The organism is Duganella aceris (assembly GCF_011090165.1).
Classification (GTDB): Bacteria; Pseudomonadota; Gammaproteobacteria; order Burkholderiales; family Burkholderiaceae_D; genus Rugamonas; species Rugamonas aceris.
This window is the reverse complement of record NZ_JAADJT010000001.1, coordinates 515,667-532,431: the sequence shown is the minus strand read 5'-3', so window position 1 is coordinate 532,431 and position 16,765 is coordinate 515,667. Positions and strand designations below refer to the sequence as shown.

17 protein-coding genes are annotated in these 16,765 nt (G+C 67.3%); 3 read left to right on the top strand and 14 right to left on the bottom strand.

Going from position 1 to position 16,765, the window contains the following annotated elements; genetic code table 11:
- Positions 1–49 precede the first annotated feature (49 nt).
- Both GW587_RS02385 and GW587_RS02380 read left to right on the top strand, forming a co-directional pair.
- A complete protein-coding gene (locus tag GW587_RS02385) occupies positions 50–2,200 on the top strand; it encodes a peptidase domain-containing ABC transporter (protein ID WP_166098075.1) in 2,151 nt (716 codons plus the stop codon).
- Positions 2,173–3,543, top strand: coding sequence for an HlyD family type I secretion periplasmic adaptor subunit (locus GW587_RS02380; protein WP_166098073.1), 1,371 nt, complete (start codon positions 2,173–2,175; stop codon positions 3,541–3,543). Before GW587_RS02385 ends, GW587_RS02380 begins: the two co-directional genes overlap by 28 nt.
- Here GW587_RS02380 and GW587_RS02375 read toward each other — a convergent pair whose 3' ends face one another.
- Genes GW587_RS02375 through rfbF form a run of 8 tightly spaced genes read right to left on the bottom strand, consistent with a single transcriptional unit; the run spans position 3,544 to position 12,323 of the window.
- Positions 3,544–5,370, bottom strand: a complete 1,827-nt coding sequence (locus GW587_RS02375; protein WP_166098071.1) for an HAD-IIIC family phosphatase — start codon at positions 5,368–5,370, stop codon at positions 3,544–3,546. It abuts the gene before it with no gap.
- Positions 5,371–5,389: 19 nt separating this feature from the next.
- Positions 5,390–6,313, bottom strand: coding sequence for a glycosyltransferase family 2 protein (locus GW587_RS02370; RefSeq protein ID WP_166098068.1), 924 nt, complete (start codon positions 6,311–6,313; stop codon positions 5,390–5,392).
- Entirely contained in the window at positions 6,310–7,224 is a 915-nt protein-coding gene (locus GW587_RS02365; protein ID WP_166098066.1) for a transketolase family protein, read from the bottom strand. The genes GW587_RS02370 and GW587_RS02365 overlap by 4 nt, the downstream gene beginning before the upstream one ends.
- Complete coding sequence (locus tag GW587_RS02360) at positions 7,221–8,051, bottom strand: transketolase (protein ID WP_166098064.1); 831 nt, start codon at positions 8,049–8,051, stop codon at positions 7,221–7,223. The genes GW587_RS02365 and GW587_RS02360 overlap by 4 nt, the downstream gene beginning before the upstream one ends.
- On the bottom strand, positions 8,051–9,121 hold the full coding sequence (locus tag GW587_RS02355; protein WP_166098061.1) for an NAD-dependent epimerase/dehydratase family protein: 1,071 nt from the start codon (positions 9,119–9,121) through the stop codon (positions 8,051–8,053). The genes GW587_RS02360 and GW587_RS02355 overlap by 1 nt, the downstream gene beginning before the upstream one ends.
- Before the next feature lie 7 nt (positions 9,122–9,128).
- Positions 9,129–10,457, bottom strand: a complete 1,329-nt coding sequence (rfbH, locus tag GW587_RS02350; RefSeq protein WP_166098058.1) for a lipopolysaccharide biosynthesis protein RfbH — start codon at positions 10,455–10,457, stop codon at positions 9,129–9,131.
- Positions 10,458–10,467: 10 nt separating this feature from the next.
- Positions 10,468–11,553 (bottom strand): CDP-glucose 4,6-dehydratase, encoded by a 1,086-nt coding sequence (rfbG, locus tag GW587_RS02345; protein WP_207393334.1) that lies wholly within the window; start codon positions 11,551–11,553, stop codon positions 10,468–10,470.
- A complete protein-coding gene (gene rfbF, locus GW587_RS02340) occupies positions 11,550–12,323 on the bottom strand; it encodes a glucose-1-phosphate cytidylyltransferase (RefSeq protein WP_166098055.1) in 774 nt (257 codons plus the stop codon). The genes rfbG and rfbF overlap by 4 nt, the downstream gene beginning before the upstream one ends.
- 152 nt (positions 12,324–12,475) lie before the next feature.
- Here rfbF and GW587_RS02335 point away from each other — a divergent pair, with 152 nt between their 5' ends.
- Positions 12,476–13,345, top strand: coding sequence for a hypothetical protein (locus GW587_RS02335; RefSeq protein ID WP_166098053.1), 870 nt, complete (start codon positions 12,476–12,478; stop codon positions 13,343–13,345).
- Here the strand turns inward: GW587_RS02335 and GW587_RS02330 are convergent.
- From GW587_RS02330 to GW587_RS02305, 6 genes are read right to left on the bottom strand one after another with little or no spacing between them, the layout of a single operon-like run.
- Positions 13,342–14,088, bottom strand: coding sequence for a glycosyltransferase family 2 protein (locus GW587_RS02330; RefSeq protein ID WP_166098050.1), 747 nt, complete (start codon positions 14,086–14,088; stop codon positions 13,342–13,344). The two genes, GW587_RS02335 and GW587_RS02330, sit on opposite strands and share 4 nt — an antisense overlap.
- On the bottom strand, positions 14,085–14,414 hold the full coding sequence (locus GW587_RS02325) for a hypothetical protein (RefSeq protein WP_166098048.1): 330 nt from the start codon (positions 14,412–14,414) through the stop codon (positions 14,085–14,087). The genes GW587_RS02330 and GW587_RS02325 overlap by 4 nt, the downstream gene beginning before the upstream one ends.
- 2 nt (positions 14,415–14,416) lie before the next feature.
- Complete coding sequence (locus GW587_RS02320; protein ID WP_166098046.1) at positions 14,417–14,752, bottom strand: nuclear transport factor 2 family protein; 336 nt, start codon at positions 14,750–14,752, stop codon at positions 14,417–14,419.
- A complete protein-coding gene (locus GW587_RS02315; RefSeq protein WP_166098044.1) occupies positions 14,749–15,504 on the bottom strand; it encodes a glycosyltransferase family 2 protein in 756 nt (251 codons plus the stop codon). The genes GW587_RS02320 and GW587_RS02315 overlap by 4 nt, the downstream gene beginning before the upstream one ends.
- A complete protein-coding gene (locus tag GW587_RS02310) occupies positions 15,497–16,132 on the bottom strand; it encodes an HAD family hydrolase (protein ID WP_166098041.1) in 636 nt (211 codons plus the stop codon). Before GW587_RS02310 ends, GW587_RS02315 begins: the two co-directional genes overlap by 8 nt.
- Positions 16,119–16,754, bottom strand: coding sequence for a PI-PLC domain-containing protein (locus tag GW587_RS02305; protein WP_166098039.1), 636 nt, complete (start codon positions 16,752–16,754; stop codon positions 16,119–16,121). Before GW587_RS02305 ends, GW587_RS02310 begins: the two co-directional genes overlap by 14 nt.
- Positions 16,755–16,765: the final 11 nt, after the last annotated feature.

Here is a 16,765-nt window from a genome sequence, read left to right as displayed (position 1 = left end):
AGGTGGTCATTGATGTTGCCATGCTCGACCATGCATCTGTCCCGTCACAATGCACGATAAATTCCCCCATACCGCCATCCAGTGCCTGACCGCGATCGCTCAGCATCACGGCCTGCAAATCAACCCGGAACGCTTGATCGACGACTACGCGCTGCGCGCCGAGGAGCCGGGCAACGGCGAGCTGTTGCGGATCGCCTCCGACATCGGCCTGAAGGCCAAGGCCGACCGCCTGACCTGGGCCCGCCTGATGGCGCAGGACGGCGTGTTCCCGCTGATGGCCCGCCTGAACGACGGCAACATGGTGATCGTGGTCGGGGTGCGGCCGGCCGAGGCCGGCGGTGAAGAGCAGGCCGCCGTGCTCAACCCGGTCAACGCCGGCGCCGCCGTGGTGATGGTGCCGCGCAGCGACTTCGAACGGCGCTGGAGCGGCGAGGTGTTCTTCGTCAAGCGGCAGCACAAGTTCAGCGACCCGAACCAGCCGTTCGGCCTGCGCTGGTTCATCCCCGAAATCCTCAAGCAGAAGTCGGCCTTCCGCGACATCTTCATCGCCGCCATCGCGATGCAGCTGCTGGCCTTGGCCTCGCCGATCTTCTTCCAGCTGGTGATCGACAAGGTGCTGACGCACCAGAGCATCACCACGCTGTGGGTGCTGGCGGTCGGCATCGTCATGGCGCTGCTGTTCGACGCCGCCTTCGGCTTCCTGCGGCAGACGCTGACGCTGGCGGCCAGCAACAAGATCGACATGCGGCTGACCCGCCGCACCTTCGCCCACCTGCTGTCGCTGCCGATCGATTTCTTCGAGACCACCAGCGCCGGCGTGGTCACGCGCCACATGCAGCAGCTGGAGCGGATCCGCAGCTTCCTCACCGGCCGCCTGTTCTTCACCGCGCTCGACCTGGTGGCGCTGCTGGTGTTCGTGCCGGTGCTGTTCACCTACTCGTACAAGCTGGCCAGCATCGTGCTGGTGTTCGCCGGCCTGATCGCCGCCGTGGTGGTGGCGATGGTGCCGACCTTCCAGCGCCGCCTCAACGCGCTGTACTCCGCCGAAGGCCAGCGCCAGGCGATGCTGGTCGAAGTGATCCACGGCATGCGCACCGTCAAGGCGCTGGCGATCGAACCGACCCAGCGCCGGGTCTGGGACCAGCGCTCGGCCGAGGCCATCACCATGCACTTCCGCGTCGGCCAGATCTCGATCGCCGGCAACGCGGTCACCGACTTCCTCGGCAAGCTGATGCCGGTCACGCTGATCGTGCTGGGCGCGCAGGACGTGTTCGACCAGCAGCTGTCGGTCGGCGCGCTGATCGCGTTCCAGATGCTGTCCGGCCGCGTCACCGGGCCGCTGATCTCGATCGTCGGCCTGGTCAACGAATACCAGGAGACCGCGCTGTCGGTCAAGATGCTGGGCGAGGTGATGAACCGCGCGCCCGAGGGCCGCGCCGGCGCCAACGGCCTGCGTCCCGAACTGCAGGGCGAGATCCGTTTCGACGACGTCACCTTCCGCTATCCGGGCGCGCAGGCGATGGCGCTGAACAAGGCCAGCTTCACCATCACGCCGGGCACGGTGGTCGGCATCGTCGGCCGCAGCGGTTCCGGCAAGACCACCTTGACCAAGCTGATCCAGGGCCTGTATCCGGTGCAGGAGGGCATTGTCCGCTTCGACGGCCTGGACGCGCGCGAGATCGAGCTGTCGCACCTGCGGCGCCAGATCGGCGTCGTATTGCAGGAAAACTTCCTGTTCCGCGGCACGGTGCGTGAAAACCTGTCGGTGGCCAAGCCCGACGCCACCTTCGAGGAGCTGGTCGAGGCCGCCGCCGCCGCCGGCGCCGACGAATTCATCGAGCGCCTGCCGATGGGCTACGACACCATGCTGGAGGAAAATGCCTCCAACCTGTCCGGCGGCCAGAAGCAGCGGCTGTCGATCGCCCGCACGCTGGTCAACAAGCCGCGCATCCTGATCCTCGACGAGGCGGCCAGCGCGCTCGATCCCGAAAGCGAAGCCATCTTCATCGGCAACCTGAGCCGGATCGCCGTCGGCCGCACGGTGGTGATGATCTCGCACCGCCTGTCGACGCTGGTCAACGCCGACAAGATCATGGTGATGCAACAGGGCCGCCTGGTCGACAGCGGCCGCCACTCCGAACTGCTTTTAACCAGCGACACCTACCTGCATTTATGGAACCAGCAAACAAGCCACATGTAAACGGGTCCGGACGCGACAAGCGCGACCAGACCGAGATCGACTTCCTGCCGGACGCCGACGCGATCGAACGCGGCCCGCTGCCGCGCTCGGTGCGCGTCACGCTGCATGTGCTGCTGCTGGCGTTCGCCAGCTTCATCCTGTGGGCCTGCCTGTCGCACGTGCCGAAGGTGGTCACCGCCAAGGGCCGGCTGGTCAATCCGCTGCCCAACATCGTGGTGCAGCCGCTGGAGACTTCGGTGATCCAGCGCATCGACGTGCGGGTCGGCCAGGTGGTGCGCAAGGGCCAGCTGCTGGCCTCGCTCGACCCGACCTTCACCCAGGCCGACGAATCGCAGCTGCGCACCCGGCTGCAAAGCCTGGACACCCAGACCGCCGCGCTGCGCGCCGAGCTGGCCGGCAAGCCGGGCGCCGCCGGCGGCGGCAAGGGCAACGCCGACAGCGAACTGCAGTCGCAGCTGTCGGACGAGCGTCGCGCCAACTTCGAGGCGCAGAAGAACAAGATGGACCAGAACATCGGGCGCCTGATCGCCGGCCTCGAAACCAACAAGCGCGACCGCGTGATCCTGGCGCAGCGCGTCAAGTCGCTGCGCGAAGTGGAAGCGATGCAGGAGCAGCTGATGGCCGAACAGTTCGGCGCCAAGATGCACCTGCTGGAGGCGCGCGACCGCCGCCTCGAAGTCGAACGCGACATGACGCTGCAGCAGAACAAGTCGCTGGAGATGGAGCGCGAGCTGGCCTCGGCGCACGCCGAGCGTTCCGCCTTCGGCAAGAGCTGGCGCCAGAAGATGATGGAAGACCTGTTGTCGGCCACGCGCGAGCGCGACGGCATCAACGAGCAGCTGGTCAAGGCCGACATGCGGCACCGCATGGTGCAGATGCTGGCGCCGGCCGACGGCGTGGTGCTGGAGATCGCCAAGCTGTCGGTGGGCTCGATCATCCGCGAGGCCGAGCCGCTGTTCACGCTGGTGCCGCTGGGCGCCGAGCTGGAGGCCGAGGTGCAGGTCGATTCGCAGGACATCGGCTACATCAAGACCGGCGACAAGGTGCAGCTGAAGGTCGACGCCTTCTCCTACCAGGAGCACGGCATGTTGGACGGCAAGATCCGCACCATCAGCTCGGACTCGTTCCGGCGCGACCAGGCGCAGGGCCAGAACGGCCTGGATTCCTTCTACACCAGCCGCATCAGCTACCGCGGCGCCAAGCTGAAAAAGATGGAGGCCGGCGCCGCGCTGCTGCCCGGCATGACGCTGTCGGCCGAGATCCTGGTCGGCGAGCGCACCGTGATGTCTTACCTGCTGTGGCCGCTGACCAAGGCCATGGACGAATCGATCCGCGAACCCTGATCAGGCGGCGATGATGCGCACGTGGGCGGCGCCGGGGCGCGCCGCGCCGCGCAGCAGCGCGAACACGCCCGGTTGCGCGGTCGACGCGAAGCCGGCGCGGGCGTAGACGTCGCGGCAGGGCGTGTTCAACTCGGTCTCCACCAGCGCGCCGACCACGATCTCGGCGCCGTCGCGGAACAGCTCGCCGACCACATGGTCCAGCGCGGCGATTTCCACATCCATCCCCAACACCCGGCAGCTCATCACGAACTGGCGGATCACGCCGCCCTGCAGCAGCAGCGCGCCGACCTGGCCGTAGTCGGAAAACTTGTCGCGCACCGAGAACGAATGCACGCTGCCGCCGGCGGCGAAGAAGGCGCCGAACTCGGCCGCCGTCCAGCGCACGCCGGAGGTGTTGAACTGGTTGGTCTTGTTGACCAGCTCGTTGACGCGGGTGAAGCCGTCGGCGGCGCTGTCGTGGATCACCTCCATCGTCAGCTGCACGTCCAGGCCGGCGAGGAATTCGGCGCGGCCGCCGCCGGCGCTCTTCTGCTGTTCGCGCGCGATCAAGCCCTTGTACGACTGTTCGCGCTGCTGCGCCTCGGCGCCCAGCGTGATGCGCTGGGTTTCCGCGCTCCACAGCAGGATGCGGCGGGTGACGAAGGGATCGGCGCCGATCACGCGGATGCCGGGAATGTTGTTGCGCACCTCGTCGCGCTCGACCGGGTTGTCGTCGACGAACACCACGCTCTTGGCGGTCAGCGCCAGCGTCGCCAGCGTGTCCTTGATGTTGTCCGACTTGGGCAGCCAGTTAATCTTGGGCAGCAGGAAATCGTCGTAGCTGAGCCACGGCAGCACCGCGCGGCGCCAGCGCTCCTTGACGATGTGCTCGTCGTTCTTCGAGCACAGCGACACCATGATGCCGCGCCGGCGCAGGTGCTGCACCGCCTCCCAGATGCCGACCGGCCAGAAATGCGATTCCGGCTGCGGCCGGCCCGGCTCGTAGTGCTCGGCGATCTGGCCGCGCCACAGCGTGTTGTCGAGATCGAAGATCACCAGCTTGACCGTGTCGACCTGCTGCACGATGCGGTAGATCGACTCCATCTGGCGGAACACCATTTCGCTGAACACCGTCGGCTGCAGGCCGTAGGTGGCGTAGACGTCGGGAATGGCCTCGATCCGGCCGCTGTGCGGCGCGGCCCAGTCCGGCTGGTTGTCGAGCAGCGCGACGTCCGCCACCAGCGTCGCGGTGTGCGAGTAGAACGAGGCCACGTCGTCGAGGAAGAAGCGCTTGCCGAAAGTCGAGGCCAGGCTGTCGACGTCGGCCACGTAGGCGTGCTTGTGGCCGGCCAGCGTGTCGTCCAGGCACTGGTTGACGACCCGCACCAGGCGGCCGAAATCCTTGGCGCCGCCGCGCTCCGACAGCGACGGCGCCAGATTGCTTTGCGGGACGATGAAATTGGACACCAGCGTCAGCAGGCCGTGCTCGCGGTTGTGCTTGAGCACCGCCTCCAGCACCGCGCGCAGCATGGCGCAGGCCTGCGCCTCCAGCGCCTCGTAGGCGCCGGGCTGGTCGAAGTCGACCACGCGGATGATGTTGTCGCCGACCAGCGTGCGCAGCGGAATCTGGATGTATTGCAGCTGGTAGCCGGCCGCCTGTTCCGGCGTCAGCGCCGGCAGGTTCAGCAGGTTGTTGAACTGCGTGTAGTCGAACTGGACCTCGGGATACAGCCGGCGGAAGTCCTGCAGGTACTGGTCGGTCAGGCAGGAGCCGATCACCAGCAGCTTGGTCAGCGGCAGCGCGGTGGCCTGCAGCTCGCGGGGAAACAGATAATCGGCTGGATGCATGGGGTTCTCTGGGTGCGGTTCAGCCCAGCAGCAGGCGGGTGGCGCGCGCCACCGTGGCGCTGAGCTGGTCGGGGTTGAAGATCGGGTCGCGCAGGATGTCGCGGGCGCGCGCCAGCAGCGACACGGTGGTGGTCAGCGAGGCGTGCAGCTGCTCGTGCGGCGGCTGCTCGGGACGGATGAAATAGCCCTGTTCCCAGACGTCGCAGATCAGCCGCATCGACTCCAGGTGGCCGCGGATCTGCGTGCGCGTGACGCGCTGGTCCTGGTCGGCGTGGACCCGGAAGTAGCTGAGCGGCTGGTGCAGGTAGACGCAGTCGTGGCTCGACAGGATGGTCATCCAGGTGGCCAGGTCGGACATCACCGAATACTGGTGGCCCTGGTAGACGCCGAACACCGGGCCGGCGACCGCCTTGCGGAACAGCGCCGTGGTCGGTTCGCCCAGCACGTTGCCGTTGCCGGCCGCCATGTGCGCGCCCAGCGACAGGCCGGTGACGTGGGTGTCGACGCTGAACAGCGGCGCCAGGTGCGGCGGCGACGCCATCGGCTGGCCGTTGGCGTCGATCAGTTGCCGGCTCGAGGTCACCACCCCCAGGTTGTCCTGGGTCAGCATCACCTGCATCATGCGCGCGATCTTTTCCGGATGGTACAGATCGTCGTCCATCAGGAAATTGACAAACTCGCCGCGCGCCTGGCTGTAGCAGTTGTTGAAATTCTCCATCGGCGGGCAGCTGGCGATGCGGTGGTAGCGCAGCTGCGGATGACGCTCGGCGTACGGCGCGAAGCGCTGCCGGGTCAGCTCGTCGTCGCTGTTGTCGCTGACCACGATTTCCAGGTTGGGGTAGGTCTGCGCCAGCGCGCTGCGCAGCGCCAGTTCGGCGTAGTCCGGCCGGTTGTGGGTCGGCAGCAGGATGCTGACCAGCGGCGCGCTCGCGGCGGCGCTCATCGCGGCGCTCCCGGCAGCGTCAGGCCCATGTGCTGGCGCAGGTAGTCCTGGCTGCCGGCGACGCTGACGAAACGGTTCGGGATGGCGATGCGGCGGATCGCCGGCAGCGCCGCCAGGCGGCCCTCGTACAGCAGGTCATGCAGCTGTTCCAGGATGGCGGAGCCGAAGCCGCCGTTGGCCTGGTGCTCCTCCAGCGTGACCAGGTGGGCGTAGCGCGTCGCCAGCAGCGCCAGCGCCGCCGCGTCGATCGGGTTGACGAAGGGGAAGCTGTACAGGTCGTAGTCGAGCTGCTCGCGCTCGATCTGGCGCGCCGCCGCGCCGACCATGTCGCCGGTGGCGAACACGGCGCGGGTGGCGCCGGCGCGTTGCAGCACCGGCACGATGGCGCCGGCGTGCGGCAGCGCCGGCGGCGCGGCGTGCAGGCGCGGCTCGCCGGCCTTGTTCAGCCGCATATAGCAGGGGCCGGGGTGGTTGGCGATGAAGGCCGTCACGCTCTCGACCTCGGCCGGATCGCCCGGCGCCGTCACCACCATGCCGGGGATGGTGCGCAACATGCCCAGCTCCTCGGTGGTGTGGTGCGAGGTGCTCAGCGGGCCGTAGGCATAGCCGCCGCCGACCGCGATGATCTTGACGTTGGCCTCGTGGTAGGCGACGTCGTAGCGGATCTGCTCCATCGCGCGCAGCGTCGGGAAGTTGCCGATCGAGTAGCAGAACACCGTGTAGCCTTCCATGCTCAGGCCGGTCGCCAGGCCGACCATGTTCTGCTCGGCGATGCCGACGTTGAGGAAGCGGTCCGGGAATTCCTGCGCGAACGGTTCCAGCACCGAGTAGCCGAGGTCGCCGCACAGCAGGAAGATGCGCTGGTCCTGGCGCGCCAGGTGCAGCAGGGAGTTGATGAAGGCGGTTCTCATGCCGGTTCCTGTGTTGTCGTGGTCAGTTGCGCCATCGCCGCGCGGAATTGCTCTTCGCTGGGCGACTTGTAATGCCAGGCCAGCTGGCCTTCCATGAAGTCGACGCCCTTGCCCTTGACGGTGTGGGCGATCACGGCGCGCGGCTTGCCGGCGGCGCGGCCGTCCTTGGCCAGCGCGGCGGCCAGCGCGGCGTGGTCGTGGCCGTCCACTTCCAGCGTGTCCCAGCCGAAGGCCTTGAATTTGTCGGCCAGCGGGTCGAGGTTGAGCACCTCGGCGGTGCTGCCGAAGCTCTGGATCTTGTTGTAGTCGACCACCAGGGTCAGGTTGTCGAGACGGTGGTGCGGCGCGAACAGGATCGCTTCCCAGTTGGAGCCCTCGTCCAGTTCGCCGTCGCTGACGATGACGTAGGTGTGCCAGCCGGTCTGGCGGCGCTTGCCGGCCAGCGCGACGCCGGCCGCCACCGACAGCGCATGTCCCAGGCTGCCGGTCGACAGCTCGACCCCCGGCACCTTGTGGTTGACGTGCGAGGTGAAGTGGCTGCCGTTGTCGGTGAAGGTGGCGAGCGCGGCCTTGTCGTAGTAGCCGGCCTCGGCCAGCACGGCGTATAGCGCGGTGCAGGCGTGGCCCTTCGAATAGAACAGGCGGTCGCGCTGCGGCGCGTCGGGTTGGCCGGGCGCGATCGTCATCACGCCGCCGTACAGCACGGCCAGCACGTCGGCCACCGAGAACGCGCCGCCCAGATGGGAGGCTTTCTTGTGGTAGCACATGGTCAGCGCCGACTGGCGGATGCTGAGCGCCAGGGCGCGGCTGTCGGGGATGGCGGACATCAGGATTCTCCGGAATGTGGGGTGGTCCAGGCGGCCGTGCGCGCGATCGCGTCGGCCAGGCTGGTGTATTGGCGCAGGCCCAGGCCGGCGGCGCGGGCCACCGATGGCACGTAATAGCTGGCCGGGGCGCCGGACGGCGCGCCGGCGATGCGCACCTCGGCGCCGCCGCCGAGCGCGGCGCTGACTTCGCGGGCCAGGCCGGCGATGCTGATTTCCTGCCCGGCGCCGACGTTGTAGGGGCGGCGGTCGCCCAGCACCAGGATGGTCAGCAGCCACACCACCAGGTCGGCCGCGTACAGGTAGGAGCGGAACGGCGTGCCGTCGCCGCCGACGCGGATCGGGTCGCCGCGGCGGGCGTCGCGGATGAAGTTGCCGATGGCGAACTGGGCGTCCAGCGCCATGTAGGGGCCGACAAAGGCGAAACAGCGGGCGATGCGGGTTTCCAGCGCCGGCTGGCGCTGCTGCTCGCAGGCCACCAGCCATTCGGCGATGCGCTTGCCCTGGCCGTAGGCGCTGCCGGCCTGGGCCGGATCGGGCGCGCCGCGATAGTCTTCGTCGACGTGGGTCAGGCCGGGCGGCTGCACGCCGTACACGGCGCCCGAGCTGGTCAGCAGGTAGCGGCCGGCGCCGCAGCGCCGCGCCAGCGCCAGCGTCTGTTCGGCGCCGGCGACGATGTCATGGTAGGTGGCCAGCGGCTCGGCCGCCGGCGCCACCACGTCGGTGGCGGCGTGCAGCACGATGTCGTAGCGGCCGTGTTCCTGCGCCAGATCGCGCACGTCGCCCTGCAGCAGCCGCACGGCGGGATGGCTGGCCAGGTGCGGCGCCCTGGCGCGGAAGGCGTCGGGACGGCGGCTCAGCACCGTCAACCGCAATCCCAGTCCGAGCTGCCGCTCCGCCCACAGCAGGCCTTCCAGCAGCCAGCTGCCGATGAAGCCGGTGCCGCCGGTGAGGAACAGGTGCTGGCCGCGCAACGCTTGCCAGACCTCGGCCGGGGTCTGCTCGAGGATCAGCGCCAGGTCGGCGGCGTCCACGCCCGGCCGGTAAGGGCCGGGGCTGCTGCTGTTGTGCATCTCGGACTCAGTCAAAGTTAACGCCGAAAAACTGCTCCAGCTTGGTGATCGCGAAGTCCAGCATCTCGCGCGTCAGGCCCGGGTAGACGCCGATCCAGAAGGTGTCGTGCATGATGCGGTCGGTGTTGGTCAGCTCGCCGGAGACGCGGTAGTTGCGGCCGATCATGTACGGCTGGCGCGTCAGGTTGCCGGCGAACAGCAGGCGGGTGCCGATCTTGTGCTGGTCCAGATAGGTCAGCAGGTCGACCCGCGACACATTGGCCTCCGGCTTCAGCGTCATCGGGAAGCCGAACCAGGACGGATCGGAATTCTCGGTGGCGCGCGGCAGGATCAGGAATTCGGTGCAGGACTGCAGGCGTTCGGTCAGGTAGGCGAAGTTGTCCTTGCGCGCCTGGATGAAGCCGGCCGCGCGGTCGATCTGCGCCAGGCCGCAGGCGGCCTGCATGTCGGTGATCTTCAGGTTGTAGCCGAGGTGGCTGTAGGTGTATTTGTGGTCGTAGCCTTCCGGCAGCGTGCCGAAGCACTGGCAGAAGCGCTTGCCGCAGGTGTTGTCCTTGCCCGGCGGGCAGTAGCAGTCGCGGCCCCAGTCGCGGAACGATTCGGCGATCAGCTTCAGCTGCGGATCGTTGGTGAACACCGCGCCGCCTTCGCCCATGGTGATGTGGTGCGCCGGGTAGAACGACATGGTGCCGATGTCGCCGAAGGTGCCGACCATCTTGCCGTCGTAGGTCGAGCCCAGCGCGTCGCAGCAATCCTCGATCAGCCACAGGTTGTACTTTTTGCACAGCGCGCAGATCACTTCCAGGTTGTACGGATTGCCCAGCGTGTGCGCCAGCATGATGGCCTTGGTCTTGGGCGAGATCGCCGCCTCCAGCTTGGTCACATCGATGTTGTAGGTGCCCAGCTCGACGTCGACGAACACCGGCACCGCGCCGAACTGGATGATCGGGTTGACGGTGGTCGGGAAGCCGGCGGCGACGCCGATCACTTCATCGCCCTGCTGGATCGCGCGCGGTCCCAGCTTCGGCGAGGTCAGCGTGTTGAACGCGACCAGGTTGGCCGACGAGCCGGAGTTGACGGTGATCAGGAAGTCGACGCCGATCAGCTTGGCCAGCCTGGCTTCGAACTGGTCGTTGAAGCGGCCGGTGGTCAGCCAGGCGTCGAGCGAGGCTTCGACCATCAATTCCATTTCCGGCGCGCCGACCACCTTGCCGGCCGGCGGGATCACGGTCACGCCCGGCTCGAACGGCTTGGGCAAGCTGGCCAGCGCGCCGTATTCGGCCACCAGCTGGTTGATCTCCGCGCGGAGTTGTTCTTTGGTTTTTGCTTCACTCATGGTTGCTGCCTTAGCTATGTGCGGTGTTTTGATAGGTGTCGATCTGCGCCAGCGTCAGCGCGCGCATGGCGGCGCCGTCCGGATTGGCGGCGTACGCCTGGTGCCAGGCGACGATCATGTCGATGGTGTGGCCGAGCTGCCAGCGCGGTTGCCATTGCAGCCGGGCGCGCGCCTTGGAGCAGTCCAGCTTGAGGTAGTGCGCCTCGTGCGGCTGCGGCGCGCCGTCCAGCTCCCAGCCGGCGCCGTCGCCCCAGCTGGCGCACAGCCGCCCGACGATCCATTCGACCGGGCGGGCGTCGATGTCGTGCGGACCGAAGTTGAAGCCTTCGGCGTATGCGGCGCCGTGCCGGTACAGATGCTCGGCCAGCGTCAGGTAGCCCGACAGCGGTTCCAGCACGTGCTGCCACGGCCGGATCGCGTGCGGGCTGCGGATGCGCACCGGCTGGCCGGCGGCGATGGCGCGCACCATGTCCGGGATCAGCCGGTCCTCGGCCCAGTCGCCGCCGCCGATGACGTTGCCGGCGCGGCCCGAGGCCAGCGCCACGCCGTGCTCGGCGTATTGGTCGGGATGGAAGAACGAGGAGCGGTAGCCGGCCGTGACCAGCTCGGCGCAGGCCTTGCTGTTGCTGTACGGGTCGTAGCCGCCGAAGGCTTCGTTCTCGCGGTAGCCCCAGGCCCATTCCTTGTTCTCGTAGCATTTGTCGCTGGTGACGTTGACCACCGCCTTGACGCCGGGGGTGTTGCGCACCGCTTCGAAGAAGTTGACCAGGCCCATGACGTTGGTGGCGTAGGTCTCGACCGGGTTGGCGTACGAGTAGCGCACCAGCGCCTGCGCCGCCATGTGGATCACGATCTCCGGCCGCGCCTGCCGCATCGCGGCCTGCAGCGCGGCGCCGTCGCGCACGTCGCCGATGACCGAGGTCATGCCGGCGCCGACCCGGGCCACCTCGAACAGGCTGGGCTGGCTGGGCGCGTCGAGCGCGTAGCCGGTCACGTGCGCGCCGAGCTGCTGCAACCACAGGCTCAGCCAGCTTCCCTTGAAGCCGGTGTGCCCGGTCAGGAACACCCGCTTGCCGGCCCAGAACGCCGGATTCATGGCCAGCGCTTCCACGGCGCCTTGCCGCTGTCCCACAGCTGTTCGAGCAGCACCTTGTCGCGCAGGGTGTCCATCGGTTGCCAGAAGCCGTGGTGGCGGAAGGCGTCGAGCTGGCCCTCGGCGGCCAGCCGCTCCATCGGTTCCTTTTCCCACACGGTGCTGTCGTCGGCGATGTAGTCGATCACCTTGGGCGACAGCACAAAGTAGCCGCCGTTGACCCAGGCGCCGTCGCCCTGCGGCTTTTCCTTGAAGCTGGTGATGCGCTGGCCGTCGATGTCGATCGCGCCGAAACGGCCCGGCGGCTGCACCGCCGTCATCGTGGCCAGCTTGCCGTGCGCCCTGTGGAAGGCCAGCGAGGCGCCGATGTCGAGGTCGGACACGCCGTCGCCGTAGGTGAAGCAGAACGCCTCGTCGTCCTCGACGTAGCGGCGCACGCGCTTCAGGCGGCCGCCGGTCAGGGTGTCGGCGCCGGTGTCGACCAGCGTCACCTTCCACGGTTCGGCGAAGCGCTCGTGCACCTCCATGCTGTTCTTTTGCAGGTCGAAGGTGACGTCCGACGTGTGCAGGAAATAGTTGGCGAAGAATTCCTTGATGACGTAGCCGCGGTAGCCGCAGCAGATGACGAAATCGTTGATGCCGTGCGCCGAGTAGCTCTTCAGGATATGCCACAGCACGGGCTTGCCGCCGACCTCGATCATCGGCTTGGGCTTGACCGTGGTTTCCTCGCTCAGCCGCGTGCCCAGCCCGCCCGCCAGTATGACTGCCTTCATGCTCTCTCCGCAATGTGATGATGTGACCGTATTATCCGTCGCAACGCTGGTATTCTAAACCAAAAGCAAGACGGTTTTAGCCCTGTTTTCCCGCCCCCCACGGGGAAAGGTCTTTGCTATACTGTGTCCACTATATCTTAGGAGCAATAGTGATGGCGATTGAAAAAGTGCTGTTGTTGCACGGCCCGGCCGTGTTGCCCTACCGGCCGCCGTATCCGGATGAATTGTTTTATCCGTATGTGGCCTACGACAGCCGTCCAGGCATCGTCCTGATGGCGCGCGTGTTCCGCGCCATCGGCTTCAAGATCGCCTTCAGCGGCTGGGAGGAGGACGGCGAATGGCTGCGCGAGAACGCCGCGCTGTTCGACTTCCTGGTGGTCTCGGACCAGCACACGCTGAACACCGAAAGCAATTTCTTCGGCGATGTCATCCCGAACAACAAGGAAAAACTGTATTACGCGGCGCTGGCCGGCATCCGCGCCATCCGCGCCGGCCTCGGCGACGACGCCGTGGTGTTCCGCGTGCGCGCCGACGTCACCGTGCACCAGGGCCATATCGCGCTGCACGTGTCGCAGATCCGCCGCGGTTCGGGCGACCTGATGATCGAATATTGCGACGTCAGGAATATGTATTCGACCCCGGACTTCATGCTGCTGGGCGAGGTGGCGGTGCTGGACGCGATCTATACCGGCTTGTACGAACGCAGCCGCGCCGGCGCGGCCTACCACGTGTCGTCGCATATCGACCACACCCTGAGCTATCTGGCGCTGCAGGAACAGGGCGTGATCGGCCGCATCATCTGCATGCAGAAGACGGTGCACGACACGGTGATCTGGCGCGGCCTGCCGCGCCACTTCCAGGAGGTCAATCCGGCGCTGCACGCGACCCGCTCGTTCGGCACCGAACTGGCGATGGGCGGCGGCCTGACGGTGGCGCAGCTGATCGCGCAGATCCATCCCGGCGCCTCGGGCCTGAACGAGCGCGTGGTTCCGGCCCCGGCCCCGGCCGCACCGGCCGGCTAGGCCAGCGCCCGGCCCAGCGGATGGGCCAGGAAGTAATCCAGGTCCTCCGGCACGCCCAGGCCGTACATGCCGGCGCGGTCGGCGCCGATGTTGTAGTAGCCGAGCCGGGCGCCGTTGGCCAGCATCGCGTTGTAGGCCGGGGCGACGTAGAACTCGCCGTTGACGCGCAGCTCGGCGGCGATCATGGCGTCGGCGGCGGCGACGAAATCGCTGCCGCGCGCGTAGTTGTAGATGCCCACCGTGGCCTCGTTCGAGACCACCTGCTTTTCCACCACCTCGACGATGGCGCCGCCGGCGTCGAGCCGCACGTACGACCATTTCGGGTGGTCGGCGCTCATCGTCATGATCAGGCCGTCCAGCTGTTCTTCGTCCATGCGCGCCAGGTAGTCGTCGATGCGGATGTCGATGTACTGGTCGCAGTTGGCGATCATCAGCGGGGTGGCGTCGTCGATCAGCGCGCGCGTCAGCAGCACGGTGCAGGCGGCGCCCTGCGTCACCTGCGACACCGGCACGACGGCGCAGCCGGGCGCGATCGCCTGCAGCCGCTCGCCCAGGCCGTACTGCGCCAGGTGCGCCTGCTGGCAGACGAAGATGAAGCGGTGCGGCCGGCTCGGACGCAGGTTGTCGATCACCACCTCGATCATCGGCCGCGCGCCGAGCGGGATCAGCGGCTTGGGATCGGTGTAGCCGGCGTTGGCGAAGCGGCTGCCATGGCCGGCCATCGGCACCACGATGTTGATCATGGCGCCTCGCCCAGGTATTTGTCGTCGACCGCGCCCGGCACCTTGACCACCAGCGTCACGGTGTCCTCCAGCACCACGAAGTCGGTCGACTCCAGCGGCGCGATCACCACGATGTCGCCGGCGACGTATTCGACCCCGTTCATCTGCACCCGGCCGCTCTGGATCACGGTGATTTCCTGGGCGATCTTGTGGTAGTGGCGCGCCTCGCGGTCGCCGGCGCGGTAGTGCTTGACGCCGACTTCGGCGGCGCGGGTGGCCAGCGCGGTCGGCGTGAAGTCGCCGACGAACCAGCCGCGCACCATGTCGTCGAGTTTGTAGTGTTGCATGCTCAGCCTTTCGGAATGTCGAGGTAGGCGCGCAGCGCGTGCATGCGGCCGTCGCGCCATTCGATGATGTCGACCCCTTCCAGGTGGGTGGCGTCGAGGTCCAGCGTGAATTCGATCAGCGTGGTGGCGCCGTCGGTGTAGATGTTGCGGGCGCGGAAGGACAGCGTGGCGCAGCCGTCGAACATGCCCTTCATCATGGCCAGCGCGGCGGCCTTGCCGTCGATGCGCTTGACCACCGGGTCCTGCAGCGAAAAGTCGTCGGCCAGCAGCGCGCCGACGGCCTCCAGGTCGCGCGCGTCGAAGGCGCGGATATAGGCTTCGGTCAGTTGTTTGCTCATGGTGTCGCTCGGTTGGTGGTGCGGTGCAGCGCGGCTTCGTATTCCTCGATCTTTTTCGGCGAATAGAAGGTGTGGTAGGCGTGGTTGGGCACGGCCAGCGCGGTCAGCTTGCGGTTCAGCAGGATCAGTTCGTTGAGCACCGGGGCGATGTAGAACACCTCGTCGACGCTGGTGTTCTTGCGGATCGAATGCTGCGCCGCCAGCACGAAGTCGGCGCCGTGCGCGAAGTAGTAGAAGCCGGCGATGGCGTTGCGGCTGACCGGATGCTTCTCGGCGGTCTCGATGATGTCGTCGCCGTTTTCCAGCCGCGCGTACGACCAGCGCGGGTGCACCGAATCGAAGGTCAGCGTGCCGGCGTCGCTGCCGCGCGCGCGGAAGCGCGCCAGGTAGTCGTTCAGGTCGACGTCGAACACCTGGTCGCCGTTGACGATCAGCAGCGGCTGGTCGGCGCCGATGTAGTCGATCGCCAGCAGCGCGCTGCAGGCGGCGCCCTGGGTCTGGTGCATCAGGCGGATGATGACGCTGTCGGCGCCGGCCAGCAGCCGCACCGTGCTGTCGAGGTGGTAGCGGCTGCAATCCTCGTCGCGCAGGATGAAGATGAAGCGCTTCTCCTCGGCGATGCCGTCCAGGTTCTCGATCAGGTACTGGATCATCGGCTTGCCGGCGATCTCGATCAGCGGCTTGGGAAACGGGAAGTCGGCGCCCTCGAAGAACATCGACGGCACGCTGAGCGGAACGATAATGTTAAGCATGTCCGGCCTCCAGCGCGGCGATGGTTTGCGTGATGTTGGCGTGGTTCACCTCGCGCACGTCGTGCACGCACAGCACGTGCGCGCCGGAATCGCGCGCGGCCTTGATGCCGTTCGGGTTGTCCTCGACGATCAGGCATTGCTCCGGCAGCAGGCCCATGCGCTCGATCGCCTTCAGGTACATGTCCGGCGCCGGCTTGGGCGCGGCCACGTCCTCGTTGGACAGGAAGAATTCCAGGAAGGGCAGCAGCTCGGCGCGCTCCAGCATCATGGCGATGGTGTTGCGGATCGAGTTCGAGCACACCGCCATGCGGTAGCCCTCGGCGCGCAGCCGCGACAGCGCGAACTGGTGCTGGAACACCGGCTTGCAGCGGGCGTAGATCACTTCCATGGTGTAGATCTGCTTCATCTCGTTGATGAAGCCGTGCAGCGCCTCGGGCAGGCCGCGCTCCAGCGACAGCATGCGCAGCTTGGTCTTGGTCGGCAGGCCGTCGTAGGTCACCAGGTGGTCGTAGCGGCTGATGGCCATGCCGAACAGCGTCAAGGCGCGATTGAGCGCCTCGAAATGCCACTCCTTGGCATCGATCAGTACGCCATCCATATCGAAGATGATGGCTTTAATCTTGGTCACGGAAAAAATCCTTTGCGGCTTGGGGGAAGTCGGTGCACAGGCTCAGCGCCGGCTGCCGGTGCAGGCCGGCGTCGCGCAGGCGGCGCCATAATTCCAAATGCGGGCGGCGGTGCAGTTCCGGCGACACGATGCATACCGCCTTGCCCTGTTCCAGCCAGGCGGCGATCTGCGCCGGCTGGTACCACTCGCCGTGGAAGGCGTCGAGCCAGACGCCGGCGGCGCGCTCGAGGAAGGCGGGGACGGTTTCGTATTCGCTGCTGCGGGTGTAGGCGGGCAGGCCGTGCTGCAGGTAGCCGAGCGCGTCGGGCACCGCCATGTCGAACACGAAGGCGTCGGCGGTGCCGTGCGCGGCCAGCGCCGCCGCCACCGGCGCCTGCAGGCCGTCGGCCTTGATGTTGAGCGCCAGCGGCCGTCCGGCCGGGTAGCGCGCGCACAGCGCCAGGAAGGCGTCCAGCGGCATTTCGCCGCCGGCCGGCATGTCGTGCGCGATCACCACGCCACGGCCGGCGTCGCGCAGGTCGGTCTCGATGCCGAAGCCGCCCGCCAGCGCGCGCTCGAACGCGGCCGGCGTGTTTTTTTCGCTTGCGTCAAGCCAGTATCCGCGATGGGCGACGATTTTCATCGGCCGCTCCG